The organism is Klebsiella sp. CN_Kp091 (assembly GCF_040065095.1).
Classification (GTDB): domain Bacteria; phylum Pseudomonadota; class Gammaproteobacteria; order Enterobacterales; family Enterobacteriaceae; genus Klebsiella; species Klebsiella aerogenes.
The window spans coordinates 73,305-95,218 of the sequence record NZ_JBEAIO010000047.1; the positions used below are offsets into that span (position 1 = coordinate 73,305).

19 protein-coding genes are annotated in these 21,914 nt (G+C 54.7%); 9 read left to right on the plus strand and 10 right to left on the minus strand.

The window, feature by feature from the left end; translation table 11 throughout:
• Positions 1–14: 14 nt before the first annotated feature.
• From ABLV17_RS20050 to ABLV17_RS20060, 3 genes are all read right to left on the minus strand, one after another.
• The gene (locus ABLV17_RS20050) at positions 15–455 is read right to left on the minus strand and encodes a PTS sugar transporter subunit IIA (protein ID WP_015368202.1); all 441 of its coding nucleotides are present in this window, start codon (positions 453–455) and stop codon (positions 15–17) included.
• 123 nt (positions 456–578) lie between these two features.
• Positions 579–1,349: an ABC transporter permease gene (locus tag ABLV17_RS20055; protein ID WP_015368203.1), complete on the minus strand. Its 771-nt coding sequence runs from the start codon at positions 1,347–1,349 to the stop codon at positions 579–581.
• Positions 1,346–2,272 (minus strand): ABC transporter ATP-binding protein, encoded by a 927-nt coding sequence (locus ABLV17_RS20060; protein ID WP_015368204.1) that lies wholly within the window; start codon positions 2,270–2,272, stop codon positions 1,346–1,348. Before ABLV17_RS20060 ends, ABLV17_RS20055 begins: the two co-directional genes overlap by 4 nt.
• A 230-nt stretch (positions 2,273–2,502) precedes the next feature.
• Here ABLV17_RS20060 and can point away from each other — a divergent pair, with 230 nt between their 5' ends.
• The gene (can, locus tag ABLV17_RS20065) at positions 2,503–3,165 is read left to right on the plus strand and encodes a carbonate dehydratase (RefSeq protein WP_015368205.1); all 663 of its coding nucleotides are present in this window, start codon (positions 2,503–2,505) and stop codon (positions 3,163–3,165) included.
• Positions 3,166–3,222: 57 nt separating this feature from the next.
• Here the strand turns inward: can and hpt are convergent, their stop codons facing one another.
• Entirely contained in the window at positions 3,223–3,759 is a 537-nt protein-coding gene (gene hpt / locus ABLV17_RS20070; RefSeq protein ID WP_015368206.1) for a hypoxanthine phosphoribosyltransferase, read from the minus strand.
• Positions 3,760–3,961: 202 nt separating this feature from the next.
• Between hpt and ABLV17_RS20075 the strand changes: the two genes are divergently transcribed.
• Entirely contained in the window at positions 3,962–6,352 is a 2,391-nt protein-coding gene (locus ABLV17_RS20075; protein ID WP_308958964.1) for a glucose/quinate/shikimate family membrane-bound PQQ-dependent dehydrogenase, read from the plus strand.
• Positions 6,353–6,427: 75 nt separating this feature from the next.
• Here the strand turns inward: ABLV17_RS20075 and cueO are convergent, their stop codons facing one another.
• A complete protein-coding gene (gene cueO / locus ABLV17_RS20080) occupies positions 6,428–8,023 on the minus strand; it encodes a multicopper oxidase CueO (protein ID WP_308958963.1) in 1,596 nt (531 codons plus the stop codon).
• A gap of 145 nt (positions 8,024–8,168) precedes the next feature.
• Between cueO and ABLV17_RS20085 the strand changes: the two genes are divergently transcribed.
• From ABLV17_RS20085 to speD, 5 genes are all read left to right on the plus strand, one after another.
• On the plus strand, positions 8,169–8,516 hold the full coding sequence (locus ABLV17_RS20085; RefSeq protein WP_087860926.1) for a YacC family pilotin-like protein: 348 nt from the start codon (positions 8,169–8,171) through the stop codon (positions 8,514–8,516).
• Positions 8,517–8,780: 264 nt separating this feature from the next.
• Positions 8,781–9,194, plus strand: coding sequence for a hypothetical protein (locus tag ABLV17_RS20090; protein WP_087860867.1), 414 nt, complete (start codon positions 8,781–8,783; stop codon positions 9,192–9,194).
• Between the two features lie 8 nt (positions 9,195–9,202).
• A complete protein-coding gene (locus ABLV17_RS20095; RefSeq protein WP_113374423.1) occupies positions 9,203–10,486 on the plus strand; it encodes an FKBP-type peptidyl-prolyl cis-trans isomerase N-terminal domain-containing protein in 1,284 nt (427 codons plus the stop codon).
• Positions 10,487–10,608: 122 nt separating this feature from the next.
• Complete coding sequence (gene speE / locus ABLV17_RS20100; RefSeq protein WP_087860869.1) at positions 10,609–11,469, plus strand: polyamine aminopropyltransferase; 861 nt, start codon at positions 10,609–10,611, stop codon at positions 11,467–11,469.
• A 24-nt stretch (positions 11,470–11,493) separates the two neighbouring features.
• Complete coding sequence (gene speD / locus ABLV17_RS20105; protein WP_015368213.1) at positions 11,494–12,288, plus strand: adenosylmethionine decarboxylase; 795 nt, start codon at positions 11,494–11,496, stop codon at positions 12,286–12,288.
• Between the two features lie 72 nt (positions 12,289–12,360).
• Here speD and yacL read toward each other — a convergent pair whose 3' ends face one another.
• Together yacL and acnB are read right to left on the minus strand one after the other, a co-directional pair.
• Positions 12,361–12,723, minus strand: a complete 363-nt coding sequence (gene yacL / locus ABLV17_RS20110) for a protein YacL (RefSeq protein WP_015368214.1) — start codon at positions 12,721–12,723, stop codon at positions 12,361–12,363.
• A 186-nt stretch (positions 12,724–12,909) separates the two neighbouring features.
• Positions 12,910–15,507 (minus strand): bifunctional aconitate hydratase 2/2-methylisocitrate dehydratase, encoded by a 2,598-nt coding sequence (gene acnB / locus ABLV17_RS20115; protein WP_072201386.1) that lies wholly within the window; start codon positions 15,505–15,507, stop codon positions 12,910–12,912.
• 355 nt (positions 15,508–15,862) lie between these two features.
• Between acnB and ABLV17_RS20120 the strand changes: the two genes are divergently transcribed.
• Positions 15,863–17,512, plus strand: coding sequence for a DUF3300 domain-containing protein (locus tag ABLV17_RS20120; protein WP_271031939.1), 1,650 nt, complete (start codon positions 15,863–15,865; stop codon positions 17,510–17,512).
• A 10-nt stretch (positions 17,513–17,522) separates the two neighbouring features.
• On the plus strand, positions 17,523–18,329 hold the full coding sequence (locus tag ABLV17_RS20125) for a DUF2950 family protein (protein ID WP_087860871.1): 807 nt from the start codon (positions 17,523–17,525) through the stop codon (positions 18,327–18,329).
• A gap of 44 nt (positions 18,330–18,373) precedes the next feature.
• On the opposite strand, the gene ABLV17_RS20130 is transcribed toward ABLV17_RS20125, so the two are convergent.
• The 3 genes from ABLV17_RS20130 to aceF form a co-directional block, all read right to left on the minus strand.
• A complete protein-coding gene (locus ABLV17_RS20130; RefSeq protein WP_087860872.1) occupies positions 18,374–18,658 on the minus strand; it encodes a hypothetical protein in 285 nt (94 codons plus the stop codon).
• Positions 18,659–18,822: 164 nt separating this feature from the next.
• On the minus strand, positions 18,823–20,247 hold the full coding sequence (lpdA, locus tag ABLV17_RS20135; RefSeq protein WP_015368220.1) for a dihydrolipoyl dehydrogenase: 1,425 nt from the start codon (positions 20,245–20,247) through the stop codon (positions 18,823–18,825).
• 206 nt (positions 20,248–20,453) lie between these two features.
• On the minus strand, positions 20,454–21,914 hold a 1,461-nt coding region (gene aceF / locus ABLV17_RS20140), incomplete at its 5' end, for a pyruvate dehydrogenase complex dihydrolipoyllysine-residue acetyltransferase (RefSeq protein ID WP_348854568.1).

Here is a 21,914-nt window from a genome sequence, read left to right on the forward strand (position 1 = left end):
ATCAATGCTAATGCCTAATTTCCGAACGTATCATGCAGTAGACGAAAAGGCGGATTCTTTTGCTGTTGATGCCAAAGACTGCTCACCGTCGGGCCTCCAGCGCTAACGATAGCATTACGGAAGGCATCACTGCTGAGGGTATAGCGCTGTAAATACATTTCCTCCAGCAATGGATAGCGAATGCCGGAAATAACTTCACAGTGGGTGTGTTTGTGACTCATCAGCGCGGCGGCGCGATATGGCGCGGCACCGGTTTTATCGGTGAGAAAAATCACGCCATCGCCGCAGTCCGTGGCATGTAGCGCATCGCACATCATGCGGCTCAGCATATTGACGCTCAGATTACGCCAGTAATTCACCGCCCGGCACTGCGCCAGCGGGCCAAACTTTTTCTCCAGACGATCCAGCATCTCCTGCGCCAGCTCATCATGGCAGGTAATTACCCAACCTAACATCGCCTACCTCCTTAGCAGGCAAACAATTTAGCAGGGCAAGCGTTGAGGTGGGGTGATGGGTATCAAAAATTACCGCTTAGCGCCCCGGCAAGGTGAAATTAGCGGGGGCGCTTGTAGAGAGGATTAGCTACGCAGGCCACGCCCACGCTGGATCAGGTACCAGCACAGAATATAGAAGGCCACGATAAACACCACCAGCACACCAAAGGTGGTCGCCAGCGGGACGTCATGAATGCCGAGGAAGCCAAAACGGAAGCCGCTAATCATGTAGACGATAGGGTTGAGATGCGACAGCGCCTGCCAGAACGGCGGCAGCAACGTCAGCGAATAGAACACCCCGCCCAGGTAGGTCAGCGGCGTCAGCACGAAAGTCGGGATCAGGCTGATGTCGTCGAAGGTTTTCGCAAACACCGCATTGAGCAGCCCCGCCAGCGAGAACAGAATTGCCGTCAAAATCAGCGTCAGGGCGACAAACAGCCAGGAATGAACCTGGAACGGGACGAAGAACAGCGAGATAGCCGTCACCAGAATGCCGACACACAGCCCACGCGCCACCCCGCCGCCGACGTAACCGGCGATCACCACGTGGGTTGGCACCGGCGCCACCAGCAGCTCCTCAATGTTGCGCTGGAACTTGGCGCTAAAGAACGACGAAGCGACGTTAGCGTAGGCGTTGGTGATCACCGCCATCATAATTAGCCCCGGCACGATAAACTGCATATAGGTAAAACCGTGCATCTCGCCGATCCGCGAGCCGATCAGATTGCCAAAGATGACGAAATAGAGGGTCATGGTGATCACCGGCGGCACCAGCGTCTGAACCCAGATACGCATAAACCGGTGGATCTCTTTGGTCCAGATGCTTTTCAGCGCGACCCAGTACAGCTGCATCATGCTGATTCTCCTTTTTTGTCGTGCACCAGCGTGACAAACAGCTCTTCCAGACGGTTGGCCTTGTTACGCATACTTAATACCTGCACGCCCTGGGCGCTTAGCTGGGCGAAAACGCTGTTAATCCCCTGCTCGCGCAGCACTTCAACTTCCAGCGTCGAGGTATCAACCAGCCGGTACTGATACCCGTCGAGGGTTGGCAGCGGGCTTTTCGGCGCCAGATCGAGGATAAAGGTTTCCGATTTCAGCTTAGCCAGCAGCGCCTTCATCGAGGTATTTTCCACCAGCTCGCCGCTCTGGATAATGCCGATATTACGACACAGCATTTCCGCTTCTTCCAGATAGTGGGTCGTGAGGATAATGGTGGTGCCTTTATCGTTGAGATCTTTGAGGAAACCCCACATCGAGCGACGTAGCTCGATATCAACGCCAGCGGTGGGTTCATCAAGAATGAGCAGCTTCGGCTCATGCATCAGCGCGCGGGCAATCATCAGGCGGCGCTTCATCCCGCCGGAGAGCATACGCGCGCGTTCATTGCGCTTTTCCCACAGATCGAGCTGTTTCAGATACTTTTCGCTACGCAAGATAGCTTCTTTACGCTCAACGCCATAGTAACCCGCCTGGTTAACCACGATCTGCTGTACGGTTTCGAACGGGTTGAAGTTGAACTCCTGCGGCACCAGCCCGAGCTGGCGTTTGGCGTTCACCACATCTTTTTCCAGGTCGTAACCAAATACGTTAACCTGACCGGAGGTTTTATTAACCAGCGAACTAATGATGCCGATAGTCGTGGATTTCCCCGCGCCGTTCGGGCCCAGCAGCGCATAAAAGTCGCCGGCTTCAACCTGCAGGTCAATGCCTTTCAGCGCCTGAACCCCGCCGGGATAGGTTTTCTTGAGCTGTTTTAATTCCAGAGCAATGGTCATTAAATATCTCTTCTCGTGTCTTCACATCTAATTTACCCAAATAATTCATGTTGCAGGAAGGCGGCAAATGAGCGAATCCCCAGGAGCTTACATAAGTAAGTGACTGGGGTGAACGAGTGCAGCCAACGCACCTGCAGCATGAAGTATGACGGGTAAAGATTGTTTTCAAAAAGGTGAGCTTACCCTATATTAGCGCAACGCACTTACTTGGTTACAGGCCGTAAACGTCCATGAATGATATAGATACACTCATCAGCAATAATGCACTATGGTCAAAAATGCTGGTGGAAGAGGACCCCGGCTTCTTTGCGAAATTGTCGCAGGCGCAGAAACCGCGTTTTCTGTGGATTGGCTGTTCCGATAGCCGCGTCCCCGCAGAGCGCTTAACCGGCCTGGAACCCGGTGAGTTGTTCGTACATCGTAACGTCGCCAATCTGGTGATCCACACCGATCTGAACTGCCTGTCGGTGGTGCAATACGCCGTTGACGTACTGGAAGTCGAACACATTATTATCTGCGGCCACTACGGCTGCGGCGGCGTACAGGCGGCGGTCGAAAACCCGGAACTGGGGCTTATTGATAACTGGCTGCTGCACATTCGCGATATCTGGTTTAAACACAGCTCGCTGCTCGGTGAAATGCCGGAAGAGCGGCGTCTGGATACACTTTGCGAACTGAACGTGATGGAGCAGGTATACAACCTGGGACACTCGACGATCATGCAGTCGGCGTGGAAACGTGGACAAAAAGTGACGATCCACGGTTGGGCTTATGGTATTCACGACGGACTACTGCGCGATCTTGATGTCACCGCCGTCAGCCGGGAAACCCTCGAGCAGCGCTATCGCCACGGGATTTCCAATCTCAAGAGCAAGCACGCCAACCATAAATAGCCGCCGCCCTCACCGCCCCGGATAAGGCGCTCGCCCTATCCGGGACCGCAACAATAATTACTCGTCCAGCAGGATCACTTTGCCGACATACGGCAGATGACGATAGCGCTGAGCGTAGTCGATACCGTAGCCCACCACGAACTCATCCGGAATCGCAAAACCGACAAACTCCACCGGGACGTTCACTTCACGACGGCTTGGTTTATCCAGCAGCGTACAGATAGCCAGTGATTTCGGCTCGCGCAGGCTGAGGATTTCGCGCACTTTAGACAGGGTGTTGCCGGAATCGATGATGTCTTCGACGATCAGTACGTCCTTACCGCGAATGTCTTCATCCAGGTCTTTAAGGATTTTGACATCACGTGTGGTGGACATGCCGCTGCCATAGCTGGAGGCGGTCATAAAGTCGACTTCATGCGGCACCTGAACCTCACGGCACAGGTCAGCCATAAACATAAATGAACCGCGCAGCAGACCCACCAGCACCATTTCACTGCCGCTGTCTTTGTAGCGTTCATTAATTTGACGACCCAGTTCGGCGATACGCGCTTTGATCTCGGCTTCCGGGATCATCACTTCTACAGTATGTTTCATTAAACTAACCATTTGATTCTTAGAATAAATCTTCAAAGCCGTTGCTTTCACATCGACGTTGACCGGCAAGCGATACAGTATACCAGCAAAACGAAATCTTCGGTGCAGTGAATAATAAAGCCATATTTGTGATTCCGATCACAGTTGTTAAATCCTATAATTAATTGCAGTTAAAAAATTAACAACTGAAGAGTGTCTTTCTATGGCAGAAACAAAATCTCAACAATCACGGTTACTCGTCACGCTGACGGCGCTATTTGCCGCCTTCTGTGGCCTGTATCTGTTAATCGGTGGGGTATGGCTGGCCGCTATCGGCGGTTCATGGTACTACCCTATCGCAGGCCTGGTGATGCTGGCCGTCACCGTCATGCTGTTCCGCGGCAAGCGCTCAGCGCTGTGGCTGTATGCCGCCCTGCTGCTGGCAACCATGATTTGGGGGGTATGGGAAGTCGGTTTCGACTTCTGGGCGCTGACGCCGCGTAGCGACATCCTGGTCTTCTTTGGCATCTGGCTGATTCTGCCATTTGTCTGGCGTCGGCTGCCGGTCCCTTCCGCCGGCGCCGTTGGCGGTCTGGTTATCGCCCTGCTGATTAGCGGCGGGATCCTGACCTGGGCCGGTTTCAACGACCCGCAGGAGGTGAACGGTACGCTGAGCGCTGACGCGACGCCGGCCGCGCCGATTTCTACCGTCGCCGATAGCGACTGGCCGGCCTATGGCCGTAACCAGGAAGGCCAGCGTTATTCGCCGCTGAAGCAAATTAACGCCGACAACGTGAGGAACCTGAAGGAAGCCTGGGTATTCCGCACCGGCGACCTGAAGCAGCCGAACGATCCGGGTGAAATCACTAACGAAGTGACGCCGATTAAAGTTGGCGACACGCTGTATCTGTGTACCGCGCACCAGCGTCTGTTCGCGCTTGACGCGGCCACCGGTAAAGAGAAGTGGCATTTTGACCCGCAGCTGAACGCCGATCCGTCGTTCCAGCACGTGACCTGCCGTGGCGTTTCCTATCATGAAGCGAAAGCGGATAACGCCCCTGCCGACGTCGTCGCCGACTGCCCGCGCCGTATTATTCTGCCGGTCAACGATGGCCGTCTGTTCGCGGTGAACGCCGACAACGGTAAGCTGTGCGAAACCTTTGCCAACAAAGGCATTCTCAACCTGCAAACCAATATGCCGGTAACCACGCCGGGTATGTATGAACCGACGTCGCCGCCGATTATCACCGATAAGACTATCGTCATTGCCGGCGCGGTAACCGATAACTTCTCAACCCGCGAGCCATCAGGCGTTATCCGCGGCTTTGATGTGAATACCGGTAAACTGCTGTGGGCCTTCGACCCGGGCGCGAAAGACCCTAATGCGATCCCGAGCGATGAGCATCACTTCACACTCAATTCACCTAATTCCTGGGCGCCTGCCGCCTATGACGCGAAGCTGGATTTAGTCTATCTGCCGATGGGCGTTACCACCCCGGATATCTGGGGCGGCAACCGCACGCCGGAACAGGAACGTTACGCCAGCTCTATCGTGGCGCTGAACGCAACCACCGGGAAACTGGCGTGGAGCTACCAAACCGTACACCACGATCTGTGGGATATGGATATGCCGTCGCAGCCGACGCTGGCCGACATTGATGTGAACGGTAAAACCGTACCGGTGATTTACGCTCCGGCCAAGACCGGCAACATCTTCGTGCTGGATCGCCGTAATGGCGAACTGGTGGTCCCGGCGCCGGAAAAACCGGTTCCGCAAGGTGCGGCGAAAGGCGATTATGTCGCTAAAACCCAGCCGTTCTCCGAGCTGAGTTTCCGTCCGAAGAAAGACCTGACCGGCGCAGACATGTGGGGCGCCACCATGTTTGACCAGCTGGTGTGCCGCGTTATCTTCCATCAGATGCGCTATGAAGGTATCTTCACTCCGCCGTCTGAACAGGGCACGCTGGTGTTCCCTGGTAACCTGGGGATGTTTGAATGGGGCGGTATCTCCGTCGATCCAAACCGTCAGGTGGCTATCGCCAACCCGATGGCGCTGCCGTTCGTCTCTAAATTAATCCCGCGCGGCCCGGGCAACCCGATGGAACCGCCAAAAGACGCGAAAGGCTCTGGTACCGAGTCCGGCGTTCAGCCGCAGTATGGCGTCCCGTTCGGCGTCACCCTGAACCCGTTCCTGTCGCCGTTTGGCCTGCCGTGTAAACAACCGGCATGGGGTTATATCTCGGCGCTGGATCTGAAGACCAATGAAGTGGTGTGGAAAAAACGCATCGGGACGCCGCAGGATAGTCTGCCGTTCCCGCTGCCTGTCCCGCTGCCGTTCAATATGGGTATGCCGATGCTGGGCGGTCCGATCTCAACCGCCGGTAACGTGCTGTTTATCGCCGCCACCGCCGATAACTACCTGCGCGCTTACAACATGAGCAATGGCGAAAAACTGTGGCAGGCGCGTCTGCCGGCAGGTGGCCAGGCGACGCCGATGACCTATGAAGTGAATGGCAAGCAGTACGTTGTCATCTCTGCAGGCGGTCACGGCTCGTTCGGTACCAAGATGGGTGACTACATCGTTGCCTACGCGCTACCGGATGATGCGAAGTAAAATGCAAAACGGCAACGAAAGTTGCCGTTTTTTTATTTGCCCCCCTCACAGGAGAAGGCGGCAGGTCGCACAGCCCTAAACGGTGAACCCCAACATCATCCCGGTATCTTCATGCTCCAGCAGATGACAGTGCGCCATATAGGCAAACTCCTTTGGCGCCTGATGATCGAACTTCACCAGCACTTCACTCACCCCGCCCTCCACTCTTACCGTATCCTTCCAGCCGCGACGATGCGCCGCCGGCGCCTGGCCATTTTCACTCAGAATACGGAATTGCGTGCCATGAATATGGAAAGGATGCAACATCATGTCGCCCTTGCCGGAGATCAGCCAGCGCTCGTACTGACCTCGGGCCGCGGCAAACATCGGCACATTCATATCAAAGGCTTTGCCGTTGATGCGGTTGGCGTTATGGAAATCGAAGCCCTTTCCTGATGAGGTTCCATGCGCCATGCCGCCGCCGTGGTTCATAGTCTCCATCTGGTCATGATTCATATTGCCCATGTCACCATGATCCATCATCATCCCATGGTTCATACCGGACATCGCCTGGTCGCCATATTTCTTCATCAACGCCTGCATTCCCATCATGTCGAGCATAGGATCCATCGACAGCTGCAGCGTGCGCTGCGTCAGCCCCTCCAGTGAGGGCAGCGCAGGCATCGCCGCCAAAGTATCGGGTAACTTACCGGAGGCCGGGATCAATAGCGGCTGTATACGGAGCACCGGTTGCGGTTTATCAAATGGCGCAATCGCCATCCCCATCTGGCTCACCGGCAGCGTCTGCAGATCAAATGCCTTCCCATCGCGGGTATCAATCAACACCTCAAATCGTTCACCCATCAGCACCGACAGTTCGCTCACTTTGACCGGTTCCGCCAACAGGCCGCCGTCGCTTGCTACTACGTACATTGGGCGGCGATCGCTGGTAGCGAAATTCAGCGAGCGGGCATTACAGCCATTAAGCAGACGCAGGCGCAGCCAACCGCGCGGCGGAGCGTGTTCGGGATACAGCGCGCCGTTCGTCAACAGGGTATCGCCAAACCAGCCAACGGCGGCGCTCATGATATCGAGCTGATAATCTATTTCGCCATTGGCATTGAATCTTTTGTCCTGCACGATCACCGGAATATCATCAATTCCCCACTGCTTCGGTAGCAGTAATTGCCCGCTTTCGACATCTTCAATCAGCACCAAACCCGCCAGCCCCATCGCGACCTGACGGCCGGTTTTACCATGCTGATGAGGATGGAACCAGCAGGTTGCCGCTCGCTGCGTCGGCGTAAATTTCACCGTCCTTGAGGCTCCTGCGGCGATGATGCCCTGCGGACCGCCATCGACTTCGCCAGGCACTTCCAGTCCGTGCCAGTGGACCGTGGTCTCCTCCGCCAGGCGGTTATGAATATCTACCGTTACCGCTTCACCTTGCTTCAGCTTCAACGCGGGGCCGAGGAGGCTGCCGTTATAACCCCAGGTCGTCGCAAGATGCGGGCCAAACTGCGTCTTTCCGGCTTGAATCGTCAGCGTAATGCGATTGCGGGCGTCGGCGGTCAATAAATCCGGAACCGGCAAAGCCGGACGGCCGGCAGCGAATACCGAACGGCTCCAGAGCGGTAAGGCGCTGACCGCGCCAAGCGCGGCGCCTAATTTGATAAACTCACGACGTTGCATTTTCACATCCTTTTATTCTGCTGGTGAATATTTAAGCTTAAACCCTCCCGCAACGGGAAGGTCAAGCAGAAGCTTGTGAATAAAGCTCTGCGTGGTGTAAAGAAGTATGCTAACTTTGATTGTCCGTGTTTCAATGGTAGAAAAAATGAAGACGTTTTTCAGAACAATGCTGTTTGGCAGCCTGCTCGCCCTCTCCGCCAATAGCTATGCATTAAACGAGTCCGAAGCGGAAGATATGGCTGATTTAACGGCGGTATTTGTATTCCTGAAAAACGATTGCGGCTATCAAAATTTGCCAAATACGCAAATTCGCCGCGCGCTGGTCTTTTTTGCCCAGCAAAACCAATGGGATCTCAGCAACTACGATAGCTTTAATATGAAAGCATTAGGTGAGGACAGCTATCGCGATCTCAGCGGTATCAAAATCCCGACCGCCAAAAAGTGCAAAGCTCTGGCGCGTGACTCCCTTAGCCTGCTGGCCTATGTGAAGTAAGCCTATCTGCAGCCGCGGCGATGCGGCTGTCTCTGTAGATTTCTGACTTCCCATCTCCGTTAATATTGACTAAACATGAATTCATTAAACAATATTTTTATTTCATGCTCTCGGTTATTCTCTGTTTTTATTAATTAACTGTAAGCTTAATTTATCAGTAAAAATCACATTCGAGAGTAAACAATTCAACTCATCGTTTATTGCAAAGACCTGCTGGCTAATTAAAATCGCCTGCAACCTCTCTTATTGCAATGGAATGACATTTTGAATATCTCACCTGTTTTTCGCTTACTTCCGTTCACTGTTCTCATGTTAGCTGGCTGCCAGGCGCATCGTCAGGCTAACGCTCCCATAACGCCGCCAATCGCCATCGCCACCGACGCGCAGCAGAATGAAAAGCTGCGGCTGGCCGCTGAGCAGGAGCGACTTAATGCCTGCCGCCAGGCGTTGGATTCGTTAAAAGAAGTCAATCCGAAAGAAGCTTCAAGACTGGGTAGTGAATTCACCGCCCTGATAGGCGCGGCGTCGCAATATAACTCGGTGCGTACGAAAGTCGCCGACCCAACCCGTCAGGGCATCGATTCCATGTATCAATTTAAATCCATTAAGCTTTGCGCCGATATTGAAAAGTCGCTGATCGATAGCCTGGTCATGCGCGGCGATAATGCGGTGAAGTGACAGGCGCCATGATAAATCGCCTTAATATATTGACGCTGGCCTTCATTTTGCTGGCGTCCCTTTTTATTAGTCATGCGCACGCGGATGACGGCGCGCCTGCGTTTCTCAACTATGTCCAGCAGCAGGAGAAAAAAGAGAAGAAAGAGATACCTCCGGCACCGGAGGTCAGTAAACCCGCCAAGGTCAGCGAGAACAACACGGCAGCGCTGCACAAAAAACTGGCCGCGCAAAAAATTCTCATCGCCGACAAAGATAAGACCATCCGCCAACTACAGGCACAGCTCAAATCGCCACCTCCCGCCAGGATGCCAGCGACGGTAGATAATGCAGCGATGAATAACACTATCGAACAGCTCCAGCGCCGGATCGCTGCTTTGGACACGGAAAACAAACGGCTTGTTCAGCAAGTCCATACCGTCCAGCAGGAAAAAGTCGACGCCGCGGATAATCTCAAACGCTCTGCCGCCGCTCTGCAGGCGCAAAAGGTACAGCTCAACGCGCTGGAGACAGACAAGCAGGCGCTGAGCGATAAGCTGGCTACGGCAATGGCGGAGCAGCAGAAACTGAGCGCCGAACTCGCCGGCGTAAAAACCACCGCCGCCACGACAGCCAAAGCACCCACGCTAAACCTCAGCAGCGCTCCACAGCAGCAGGCATATTCGGTTGGCGTGTCGATAGGGCAAGATGCGCTTAAAACGCTGTCCAGCCAGGCCGCTAAGGGGTTAAACCTGCAACAGGAAACCGTTCTTAAGGGCATTAACGATGTTTTTGCCGGTAAGCCGGCGCTGGATGAACAAGCGCGCAATAAGGCGCTTTTCGACGTCTCGCAGCGGTTATACAAGAACATTGATAAGCTTGAGCAACACACTCTCCGCGAAGGCAAAAAGTATCAACAGCAATTTGCCGCGCAGAAAGGCGTAGCGCTTAAAGCGGGTATTTACAGCCGTATAGACTACCCCGGTAAAGGTAAGGTCGCTGATAACGATATCGTCACCGTCGTTATCAAAGAAAGCTTGATCGACGGTACCGTGATAAACGATATGGAAGCCGAAGATAAGGTCTGGTCACAGGCGCTAAGTCAGTATCCCGCGACCTTCCGCGAACCGCTTAAACGCCTGAATAACCATGGCGCCATCACTATTGTTGTTCCACCGGAGCGGGCCTACGGCAGCAAAGGAATCCCTGGAAAAATTCCGCCTGGCTCGACGATGGTGTATACCGTGCGAATTGTTGACGCCAGGCCCAACAGCGACCAACAGCCTAAAGCATCTGCGCCGAAAGCCTCACGCTAAGCGAGAGTTCCGCCAAACTTCAGATGGTTTACTATTCGCCATATCAATCTCTACCTATAGTTGGCTATGATGTGGTGCCCGCTTTGCGGGCGCGACAGAAGTTAACAAAGGAGGAGTAAGCCATGGCCGAGAGTAATCAGTGGCATGAGACGCTGCACGACCATTTTGGTCAATATTTTACCGTTGATAACGTGCTGTACCATGAGAAGACCGATCATCAGGATTTAATCATCTTCGAAAATGCGGCATTTGGCCGCGTGATGGCGCTTGATGGCGTGGTGCAAACCACCGAGCGCGATGAGTTTATTTATCATGAAATGATGACCCACGTTCCGCTGCTGGCCCATGGTCACGCAAAGCACGTGCTGATCATTGGCGGCGGCGATGGCGCGATGCTGCGCGAAGTCTCCCGCCATCAACATATCGAAACCATTACCATGGTGGAAATCGACGCCGGGGTGGTCTCGTTCTGCCGTCAGTATCTCCCAAACCATAACGCCGGCGCCTATGACGACCCGCGCTTTACGCTGGTGATCGATGACGGCGTGAACTTCGTCAACCAAACGTCACAAACCTTTGATGTCATTATCTCCGACTGTACCGACCCGATTGGCCCCGGTGAGAGCCTGTTTACCTCGGCGTTTTATGCCGGTTGTAAACGTTGCCTGAACCCCGGCGGAATTTTCGTTGCTCAGAACGGCGTAAGCTTCCTGCAGCAGGATGAAGCGGTAGGCAGCCATCGCAAACTCAGCCATTACTTCAACGATGTCAGCTTCTATCAGGCGGCAATCCCGACCTACTATGGCGGCATCATGACCTTTGCCTGGGCGACCGATAATGAAGCTCTGCGTCATTTGTCGACGGAAATTATTCAGGCCCGCTTCCATAGCGCCGGGCTGAAATGCCGTTATTACAACCCGGCAATTCATACCGCGGCTTTCGCGCTACCGCAGTACCTGCTGGATGCGCTGTCCGCCAGCTAACCTGAAACGAGGAGGTGAACCAAATTGAAAAAGCTTAAGCTGCACGGCTTCAACAACCTGACTAAAAGCCTGAGTTTTTGTATTTACGATATCTGCTACGCTAAAACCGCCGAAGAGCGCGATGGCTATATCGCCTATATCGATGAACTCTATAATGCCAATCGCCTGACGGAAATCCTCTCCGAGACCTGTTCAATCATTGGCGCCAACATACTCAACATCGCACGCCAGGATTATGAACCGCAGGGCGCAAGCGTCACCATTTTGGTTAGCGAAGAGCCTATCGACCCGCAGCTTATCGATCAGAGCGAGCATCCGGGCCCGCTGCCTGAGACCGTGGTCGCACATCTCGATAAAAGCCACATCTGCGTGCATACCTATCCGGAAAGCCATCCGGAAGGCGGTCTGTGCACCTTCCGCGCCGATATTGAAGTCTCCACCTGCGGCGTGATTTCACCGCTGAAGGCGCTGAACTACCTGATTCACCAACTGGAATCCGATATCGTAACCATTGATTATCGCGTGCGTGGTTTCACCCGTGATATCAATGGCATGAAGCATTTTATCGATCATGAAATCAACTCTATTCAGAACTTCATGTCAGAAGACATGAAGTCGCTGTATGACATGGTGGACGTGAACGTCTATCAGGAAAATATGTTCCATACCAAAATGATGCTGAAAGAGTTCGATCTGAAACACTACATGTTCCACACCAAACCGGAAGAGTTAAGCGAGCAAGAGCGCAAGGTGATTACCGACCTGCTGTGGAAAGAGATGCGGGAAATTTATTACGCCCGCAATATACCTGCGGTGTAATGCCTGAAATGCCCGGCGGCGCTTTTGCTTGCCGGGCCTACGGTTGCGCGCCGCCCGGCACAAAACGAATCATTAACGCTGCTGCATAAATTCACGGTATGCGGCAACCACCTGCAGGAAATCCTCCACGCCGCAAAGAGAGAGGCTCTCTTCGTCGTAGTAGTTCATCCCCTCTTCCATTTCATCGCCGGAAAATTCCAGTTGGTTGGCGCGGATCATCACTTCTTCGCCATCCAGCCACAACGTATATTCATGGCCGGCCCGCTGCCAGGAACGTTCACTGCCTTTCACGGTGCGCGCTGCCTGTTCCACTTCATCCAGAAGGGCCAGGTTATCTTTCACCTCTTCGTTGAACCAGTGACCAATCGCCTCGTGGTCCATCGACATTCGCACCTTTACCACACCGGTAATATCGCGCAGAAATTCGTAATCCATAATCTTTTCCTCTGCAAGGGCAATGCGTCACCGCTGCACTGTACCCATAACCTAATTATCGCAGCAGACAGGAAGAAAAAAAGCGCAACGGGTGGGAGGTTTAAAAATAAAAATGCCCGCTGATGCAATGTTCAGCGGGCATTGGAGAGTTTGTAGCCAAACGGTCAGCCAGGCTGACCGAACGGATTACACAGCGGTCTGGAAAATCACGCCGTCAGCTTTTTCAGTGTACTGATCCAGCTGGTTAAAGTTCAGATAGCGATAGGTATCTTCCGCCGTCTTATCAACCTGAGCGACGAAGGTCTGGTACTCTTCCGGCGTCGGCAGTTTGCCCAGCAGAGAAGCGACCGCCGCCAGTTCGGCAGATGCCAGATAGACGTTGGCGCCGGTACCTAAACGGTTCGGGAAGTTACGGGTAGAGGTCGACACGACCGTCGCGCCGTCAGCCACGCGCGCCTGGTTGCCCATACAGAGGGAACAGCCAGGGATTTCGATACGCGCGCCGCTCTTACCAAACACGCTGTAGTAGCCTTCTTCAGTCAGCTGCGCGGCATCCATACGGGTTGGCGGCGCCACCCACAGGCGAGTAGGCAGTTGGCCTTTATGGCTGTCCAGCAGCTTACCTGCGGCACGGAAGTGGCCAATGTTGGTCATGCAGGAACCGATAAACACTTCGTCGATCTTCTCACCCTGCACGTCTGACAGCAGACGCGCATCGTCCGGATCGTTCGGCGCACACAGGATTGGCTCTTTGATATCCGCCAGATCGATGTCGATCACTGCCGCGTATTCCGCATCAGCGTCGGCTTCCAGCAGTTGCGGATCCGCCAGCCATTTTTCCATGCCCTGGATACGGCGCTCCAGCGTACGACGATCGCCGTAACCTTCTGCGATCATCCACTTCAGCAGGACGATGTTGGAGTTCAGATACTCAACGATCGGCTCTTTGTTCAGCTTGATGGTACAACCAGCAGCAGAACGCTCGGCGGAAGCATCGGTCAGTTCAAATGCCTGCTCGACTTTCAGATCCGGCAGACCTTCGATTTCAAGGATGCGGCCAGAGAAGATGTTTTTCTTCCCTTTCTTCTCAACGGTCAGCAGGCCCTGCTTGATAGCATACAGCGGGATGGCGTGAACCAGATCGCGCAGGGTAATGCCCGGTTGCATTTTACCTTTGAAGCGCACCAGTACTGATTCCGGCATATCCAGCGGCATCACGCCGGTCGCGGCGGCGAAGGCCACCAGACCAGAGCCCGCCGGGAAGGAGATACCAATCGGGAAACGGGTATGGGAATCACCGCCGGTACCGACGGTATCCGGCAGCAGCATACGGTTCAACCAGGAGTGGATAACGCCATCGCCCGGACGCAGTGAAACACCGCCGCGGTTCATGATGAAGTCCGGCAGAGTGTGGTGCGTGGTGACGTCAACCGGCTTCGGATAAGCTGCGGTGTGACAGAAGGACTGCATCACCAGGTCAGCGGAGAAGCCCAGGCACGCCAGGTCTTTCAGCTCATCGCGGGTCATTGGACCGGTGGTGTCCTGAGAACCGACGGAGGTCATTTTCGGCTCGCAATAAGCGCCCGGACGGATACCGGCAACGCCGCAGGCGCGGCCAACCATTTTCTGCGCCAGAGAGAAGCCGCGGTTGCTTTCCGCTACGTCTTTCGCATGACGGAAGACATCGCTGTGCGGCAGACCCAGCGCTTCGCGCGCTTTGGTCGTCAGGCCGCGACCGATGATCAGCGGAATACGGCCACCGGCGCGCACTTCGTCGATCAGTACATCGGTTTTCAGTTCGAAGCTTGCCAACAGCTCGTTGGTTTCGTGGTTACGCACTTCACCTTTGAACGGGTAAACGTCAATGACGTCGCCCATGTTGAGGTTGCTCACGTCCACTTCAATAGGCAGCGCGCCCGCATCTTCCATGGTGTTGAAGAAGATAGGCGCGATTTTGCCGCCCAGGCACAGGCCGCCGCCGCGCTTGTTCGGTACGTTCGGGATATCGTCGCCCATGAACCACAGCACCGAGTTGGTGGCGGATTTACGCGAAGAACCGGTACCGACAACGTCGCCAACGTAGGCCAGCGGGAAGCCTTTCTGCTGCAGCGCTTCAATTTGTTTAATCGGACCGACCGCGCCCGGCTGATCCGGTTCAATTCCTTCGCGAGCGTTCTTCAGCATCGCCAGAGCGTGCAGTGGGATATCCGGACGGGACCAGGCATCAGGCGCCGGAGACAAGTCATCGGTATTGGTTTCGCCGGTAACTTTGAAGACGGTAACGGTGATTTTTTCCGCCAGTTGCGGACGGTTCAGGAACCACTCGGCATCAGCCCAGGATTGCATAACCTGTTTAGCGTACTCATTACCCGCTTTGGCTTTCTCTTCTACGTCATAGAAGTTATCGAACATCAGCAGGGTATGGGACAGCGCTTTCGCGGCAATCGGCGCCAGTTTGGCATCGTCCAGCGCTTCAATCAGGGGGTGAATATTGTAACCGCCCTGCATGGTGCCCAGCAGTTCAACGGCTTTTTCAGGGGTAACCAGTGGGGAGGTCGCTTCGCCTTTGGCGATAGCGGCAAGGAATCCGGCTTTAACATAGGCGGCTTCATCGACGCCCGGCGGTACACGGTTGGTAAGCAGATCTAACAGGAATTCATCTTCACCCGCTGGCGGGTTTTTCAGCAGTTCTACCAGCGCGGCCATTTGGGTTGCGTCTAAGGGTTTGGCAACAATCCCCATGGCTGCACGCTCAGCTACGTGCTTACGGTATTCTTCTAGCACGACGGTTCTCCTCGCTCTCATTGTAAAATGCGGTAGGCGATTTTCTTCACGCTCCTGTGAGACAGCAGTTTGTAGGGTAAATGCCCGATACCGCGACGGCAGCATAGCAGGATTTTTGAAGGGTGTTAATCTGTTTACAAAAAAGCAACATTAAAATTTAGCTGAATCGTTAAGGGCAGGATATTGCAGGCTTTCTGTTCAAATGCTGGTAGATAAATTTATTTCTGTTACAGATTTAATGTCAGGATCCCAACAAAAATCAAAAAAAACAATATCGTCTTCATATACTCCCGTAACGTACCGTTTTCGCCGATACTTTAGCGAGATGGGTAACATTTCTGTGTCAGGAGCTTCCATGTCACTACCGTTCAAACCCCATATTATCGCCCTGCTCTGCAGCGCAGGCTTACTCGCGGCGGCGGGAACGCTATATGTTAAAAGCCGTACCCCAGAGACTATCGCTGAAGCGCCGGTGACGGCGCAGCCCACAACGGAACCAGCACCAGCATCCCCGACTGCACCGGCGGCGGGACAACCGGTCGCGGCCACCTATACCCAGGCGCAAATCGACCAATGGGTCGCGCCTATTGCGCTCTACCCGGATAGTTTGCTCTCGCAGGTATTGATGGCCTCCACCTATCCGGACAACGTTATGCAGGCGGTGCAGTGGTCGCAGGATAACCCATCGATGAAAGGCGACGCGGCCGTTCAGGCCGTTGCCAGCCAACCGTGGGATCCGAGCGTCAAATCCCTCGTCGCTTTTCCCACCCTGCTGGCAATGATGGGCGAAAATCCGCCGTGGGTGGAAAACCTTGGCGACGCATTTTTAGCCCAGCCGCACGATGTGATGGATTCCGTACAGCGTCTGCGCGCCATTGCCCAACAAACCGGGACATTGAAATCCACACCGCAACAGAAAGTGACCGTCACGGCCTCGGCACCCGCCTCTTCGAGGTCATCGAATAGCAATAGCACGGTATCATCCTCGACAAGCTCAACGGCATCGCCAGCGCCTTCGCAGATTATCAAAATTGAACCGACTAACCCGCAAGTGGTATACGTTCCGAGCTATAACCCTTCGACCGTCTACGGCAGTTGGCCGAATAGCGCCTATCCCCCGGTCTATCTGCCGCCGCCTCCGGGAGAGCAGTTCACCGATAGCTTCGTCAAAGGTTTTGGTTACAGCCTTGGCGTCGCCACCACCTGGGCACTTTTCAGCAGCATCGACTGGGATGATGATGACCATCATCATGATGACGATTACCATCACGGCGGCTACCAGCACAATGGCGATAACATCAATATTAATGTGAATAATTTCAACCGCATTACCGGGCAGAATCTGCCGGGTAACCATGTTAACTGGCAGCATAACCCCGCCTATCGCGGCAACGTGCCTTATCCGAATAATAATGTCGCCCAGCGCTATCATCAGACCAATGTGCCCGGCGGACTTAGCGCGACCCAACACGCGCCGGTCGATCGCAACGCTCAACGGCAAGCGGCGATGACGCAGCTCCAGCATCCCAACGCGCCTGCCGCCAGCGCAGGTAAGCTTGCGGCTAATAACGCCTCTCGCGATGCGCAGCGTCAGGCGGCTTCTCAACAATTGAAGCAGGCCACCCAGCGCAGCAGCTACCGTGGCTACGACAGCACGCCGACGCCTGCCAAACAGCAGCGTCGCGAAGCGGCGAAAACGCAGCTGCAACATCCAACGCCGCAGCAGCAACAGCATCGCGACGCCGTGAAGAGCCACGTGCAAACTCCTACGCCTCAGCAACAACAGCGCCGTCAGCAGATTCACTCCGCGACGCCGGCCCAACGTCAGCAAGCGGTGAGCACGGCACGCGCCAATGCCTTAAGCGGCAACGAAAGTCGCTCCCCCTCCTGGCAATCGCAGCAGGCGCGCGGGCTGCAAAGCCGCAATATTTCCGGCTTGAGCAGCGAACAGCGCGGCGCCGCCAGAGAGCGTCTTTCCGAACATCATGAATTGCGTCGTCGCTGAGGATGAGCAGATGAGAAAACCATTACAGATCGCCCTATTCACGCTAATGCTGTCGCCGCTCGCCGCCTTCGCCCAGCAACCGTTCCCCACGCCGGAGAAAGCGGCAAGCGCGCTGGCCGATGCGCTCAATCATCGTGATAAAGCCGCGCTCAATAATCTGCTCGGCGATAACTGGCAGCAGTTTTTACCCACCGATGGTATTGATCCCAATGCCGTCGACCGCTTTCAGCGCGACTGGCAGGTGAAACACGTCATTGTCCAGCAGGGTAACAGCGCCTGGCTCGATGTCGGTAGCGAAGCGTGGCGGTTGCCGATTCCCATTGTCAAAGATGAACAGGGCTGGCGTTTTGATATGGCGGCCGGGGAAGATGAAATTCTCACACGCGCCATCGGCCGCAATGAACTGTCGGCAATTGCCGCCATGCACGCCTACGTTGATGCCCAGCAGGATTACTATCAAATGAATCATCGCTGGGCACAAAAAATCATCAGCAGCGAAGGCAAAAAAGATGGCCTGTACTGGCCTACCTCGCCGGGTGAAACGCCAAGCCCGCTGGGGCCGGCATTCAGCCCGACGGAGCCCGGCGCCGGGTATCATGGCTACCGCTTCCGCATTATCGCCGATAACGATAATCAAGGCGTCGCTTTACTGGCATGGCCGGTAGAGTGGGGAGAAACCGGGGTGATGAGCTTCATGATCGATCAGAACGATAAGGTCTGGCAGGCGAACCTGGGCGAAGAGAGCGCGACGAAAGCGCAGGCAATTACGCATTTTGCCCCCGATTCTGCAGCCGGATGGCAGGCGGTCAATCAATAAAAAAATGCCCGGTTGCGCGATAGCAACCGGGCACTCTCTGGTGCTTAGCCCTGGTGCGGCATCAGCTCCGGATAACCGGCAAAAGCAGGTTTCTGACTGGTCAGCGCCGCTTCATCCGAGCTGATGCTCCCGGAATTCGCCGCCCACACCCCTTCAGTAGTTTTCGTTACCAACTGATGCTGCGCATTCAGATCCTGGCCCATCGCCGCAATATGGCTATTTTCAGTGCCGCCGCTGTTCGCAGCCCAGGGAATGACCGCATCGGCCGCACAGGCCATACCGGAAACTAATGTCGTCGCTAACAGCGCCGTGGTTAACAAGCGTTTCATCTCACACCTCAGATACATAATTAACTGCCTATTAGTTTACTGAGTGACTATTTTCAAAGTATGTATGAGGTGTAGCGGTTTGTGAACACTGACATAGTTCTAAACATTAGCGATAAAAAAAGCGGCTCTGAGAGCCGCTTATGCATTTTACCCGAAAGAAAAAGTTACTTTTTCTTCGCTTTCGCGTTTGGCAGGTCGGTAATGCTACCTTCGAAGACTTCTGCCGCCAGGCCAACGGACTCGTGCAGAGTCGGGTGAGCGTGGATAGTCAGCGCGATGTCTTCCGCGTCGCAGCCCATTTCGATAGCCAGACCGATTTCACCCAGCAGCTCGCCGCCGTTGGTGCCGACAATCGCGCCGCCGATAACACGGTGGGTCTCTTTGTCGAAGATCAGTTTGGTCATACCGTCTGCGCAGTCGGAAGCGATAGCACGGCCGGAAGCAGCCCACGGGAAGGTGGCGGTTTCGTAGCTGATGCCCTTCTCTTTCGCTTCTTTCTCAGTCAGGCCAACCCATGCCACTTCTGGCTCGGTGTAGGCGATAGACGGGATAACTTTCGGATCGAAGTAGTGTTTCAGGCCGGAGATAACTTCTGCGGCAACGTGACCTTCGTGTACGCCTTTGTGCGCCAGCATCGGCTGGCCGACGATATCGCCGATAGCAAAGATGTGCGGCACGTTGGTGCGCATTTGTTTGTCAACGCGAATGAAGCCGCGATCGTCAACTTCCACGCCGGCTTTGCCTGCGTCGAGGTTTTTACCGTTCGGCACGCGGCCGATAGCCACCAGCACCGCGTCGTAACGCTGCGCTTCCGCCGGGGCTTTTTTGCCTTCCATGGAAACGTAAATACCGTCTTCTTTTGCTTCAACGGCAGTTACTTTGGTTTCCAGCATCAGGTTGAATTTCTTGCTGATACGTTTGGTGAAGACTTTAACCACGTCTTTGTCGGCAGCCGGGATAACCTGGTCGAACATTTCAACCACGTCAATCTCTGAACCCAGCGCATGGTATACGGTACCCATTTCCAGACCGATGATACCGCCGCCCATAACCAGCATGCGTTTCGGTACAGATTTCAGTTCCAGAGCGTCGGTGGAATCCCAAACGCGCGGGTCTTCATGCGGGATAAACGGCAGTTGAATCGGACGGGAGCCCGCCGCGATGATCGCGTTGTCGAAGTTAATCACGGTTTTGCCGTTTTCGCCTTCAACTTCCAGGGTGTTAGCGCCGGTGAATTTACCCAGACCGTTAACCACCTTCACTTTACGACCTTTGGCCATGCCAGCCAGACCACCGGTCAGCTGAGTGATGACTTTTTCTTTCCAGGTGCGGATCTTGTCAATGTCGGTTTTCGGTTCGCCGAAAACGATGCCGTGTTCGGCCAGCGCTTTCGCTTCTTCGATAACTTTAGCAACGTGCAGCAGTGCTTTAGAAGGGATACAACCCACGTTCAGGCAAACGCCGCCCAGGGAGCTGTAACGTTCTACGATGACGGTTTCCAGACCTAAATCAGCGCAACGGAAGGCTGCAGAGTAGCCTGCAGGACCTGCCCCAAGTACCACGACCTGAGTTTTGATTTCAGTACTCATCATGACCTCTGTAATTTATATCCGGCGGGTCTGACGCTTTTATTATTACGCCCAAGTCCACCGGGACGTTCTATCCGCGTGTATTTTACAAAATTGTTAACAATTTTTAAACAACAAACGGCAAACGATTTTGTCCTTTGTTGCTGATAATCCTCAACAGCCTGAGGTTATCAGAAAAAAGCCGGCCGTCAGGCCGGCTTTTTCGCTTACATCACCAGGCGGCGAATGTCGCTCAAGGTGTTGTTAATGATGGTAATGAAGCGGGCACCATCAGCACCGTCGATGACGCGGTGGTCGAAGGACAGAGAGATCGGCATCATCAGACGCGGAACGAACTCTTTACCATTCCATACCGGCTCCATCGCGGACTTAGACACGCCCAGGATGGCCACTTCCGGCGCGTTAACAATCGGCGCGAAGTGGGTGGTACCCAGGCCGCCGATGCTGGAGATGGTGAAGCAACCGCCCTGCATTTCGCCAGCAGTCAGCTTGCCATCGCGCGCTTTCTTCGAGATGGTGGTCAGTTCGCGAGACAGCTCGGTGATGCTCTTCTTGTTCACGTCTTTAAAGACCGGAACCACCAGACCGTTCGGAGTATCAACCGCCACACCGATGTTGATGTATTTCTTCAGCGTCAGACGCTGACCGTCTTCGGACAGCGAGCTGTTGAAGCGCGGCATCTGCTCAAGCGCAGCGGCAACGGCTTTCATGATGAAGACCACTGGGGTGAATTTCACGTCCAGTTTGCGCTTCTCAGCTTCGGCATTCTGCTGCTTACGGAACGCTTCCAGATCGGTGATATCGGTTTTGTCGAAGTGCGTAACGTGCGGGATCATCACCCAGTTACGGCTCAGGTTAGCGCCAGAGATTTTCTGGATACGACCCAGTTCCACTTCTTCGATTTCGCCAAACTTGCTGAAGTCAACTTTCGGCCATGGCAGCATGCCCGGCAGACCGCCGCCTGCGGCAGCAGCCGGTGCGGATTCAGCGCGTTTAACCGCTTCTTTCACGTAAGCCTGAACGTCTTCGCGCAGGATACGACCTTTACGGCCAGTCCCTTTCACTTTCGCCAGGTTTACGCCGAACTCGCGCGCCAGGCGGCGAATCAGCGGAGTCGCGTGAACGTAAGCTTCGTTTTCAGCGAATTCGGTTTTACCTTCTGCTTTCGCAGCCGGCGCGGCAGCTTTCTGAGCCGGTGCCGGTGCAGCAGCCGGTGCCGGTGCAGCAGCCTGAGCTGGAGCAGCAGCAGGCGCGGCGCCTTCCACTTCGAAGACCATGATCAGAGAGCCGGTAGAGACTTTGTCGCCGGTGCTGATTTTGATCTCTTTTACGGTACCCGCGAACGGCGCCGGAACTTCCATAGAAGCTTTGTCGCCTTCGACGGTGATCAGTGACTGCTCAGCGGCAACTTTATCGCCGACTTTTACCATCACTTCGGTGACTTCAACTTCGTCGCCGCCGATATCCGGTACGTTAACATCCTTCACGCCGGCTGCAGCAGCCGGTGCCGCTGCAGCCGGAGCGGCAGCCTGTGCCGGAGCGGCTGCAGGCGCAGCGCCCGCCACTTCGAAGATCATGATCAGGGAGCCGGTGGACACTTTGTCGCCGGTGTTGATTTTGATCTCTTTTACGGTACCCGCGAACGGCGCCGGAACTTCCATAGAAGC

Bases quoted from the DNA above. Each gene is read 5' to 3' on its own strand.
- ABLV17_RS20050 (WP_015368202.1), bottom strand. From the start codon at position 455: ATGTTAGGTTGGGTAATTACCTGCCATGATGAGCTGGCGCAGGAGATG.
- ABLV17_RS20055 (WP_015368203.1), bottom strand. From the start codon at position 1,349: ATGATGCAGCTGTACTGGGTCGCGCTGAAAAGCATCTGGACCAAAGAG.
- ABLV17_RS20060 (WP_015368204.1), bottom strand. From the start codon at position 2,272: ATGACCATTGCTCTGGAATTAAAACAGCTCAAGAAAACCTATCCCGGC.
- can (WP_015368205.1), top strand. From the start codon at position 2,503: ATGAATGATATAGATACACTCATCAGCAATAATGCACTATGGTCAAAA.
- hpt (WP_015368206.1), bottom strand. From the start codon at position 3,759: ATGAAACATACTGTAGAAGTGATGATCCCGGAAGCCGAGATCAAAGCG.
- ABLV17_RS20075 (WP_308958964.1), top strand. From the start codon at position 3,962: ATGGCAGAAACAAAATCTCAACAATCACGGTTACTCGTCACGCTGACG.
- cueO (WP_308958963.1), bottom strand. From the start codon at position 8,023: ATGCAACGTCGTGAGTTTATCAAATTAGGCGCCGCGCTTGGCGCGGTC.
- ABLV17_RS20085 (WP_087860926.1), top strand. From the start codon at position 8,169: ATGAAGACGTTTTTCAGAACAATGCTGTTTGGCAGCCTGCTCGCCCTC.
- ABLV17_RS20095 (WP_113374423.1), top strand. From the start codon at position 9,203: ATGATAAATCGCCTTAATATATTGACGCTGGCCTTCATTTTGCTGGCG.
- speE (WP_087860869.1), top strand. From the start codon at position 10,609: ATGGCCGAGAGTAATCAGTGGCATGAGACGCTGCACGACCATTTTGGT.
- yacL (WP_015368214.1), bottom strand. From the start codon at position 12,723: ATGGATTACGAATTTCTGCGCGATATTACCGGTGTGGTAAAGGTGCGA.
- ABLV17_RS20120 (WP_271031939.1), top strand. From the start codon at position 15,863: ATGTCACTACCGTTCAAACCCCATATTATCGCCCTGCTCTGCAGCGCA.
- ABLV17_RS20125 (WP_087860871.1), top strand. From the start codon at position 17,523: ATGAGAAAACCATTACAGATCGCCCTATTCACGCTAATGCTGTCGCCG.
- ABLV17_RS20130 (WP_087860872.1), bottom strand. From the start codon at position 18,658: ATGAAACGCTTGTTAACCACGGCGCTGTTAGCGACGACATTAGTTTCC.
- lpdA (WP_015368220.1), bottom strand. From the start codon at position 20,247: ATGAGTACTGAAATCAAAACTCAGGTCGTGGTACTTGGGGCAGGTCCT.